The organism is Actinocatenispora comari, assembly GCF_017312725.1.
GTDB classification, from domain to species: domain Bacteria; phylum Actinomycetota; class Actinomycetes; order Mycobacteriales; family Micromonosporaceae; genus Actinocatenispora; species Actinocatenispora comari.
Map to the genome: position 1 here is coordinate 1 of NZ_BOPO01000068.1, position 254 is coordinate 254.

The following is a 254-nucleotide window of genomic DNA, read 5'->3' on the forward strand; positions in this document are numbered from 1 at the left end:
AGTATTTAATTAATTTATTATTTTTATTAGTATTTCTAGTATTAAAGAAGAAAGAAATAAATTTATTGAAAGAGAAAATCACTCCTTTTTGATTCATATTATAATAACTCATTTCTTTTAAGTAATCATATAATATAGCATAATTATTATCTTCAGAATTAATTTGTAAAGCAGTATTAGGGAATAAAGGATTTTCAATAATAGAATTATATTGATTATCAAAGAAAGAATTAGTGAATAAAGCTAAAATTTCT

Annotated in this window: 1 protein-coding gene; it reads right to left on the reverse strand. The window is 18.1% G+C overall.

The genetic code is table 11. The features are described 5' to 3' along the window. On the reverse strand, positions 1-254 hold a 254-nt coding region (locus NUM_RS18845), incomplete at both ends, for a hypothetical protein (RefSeq protein WP_207126206.1).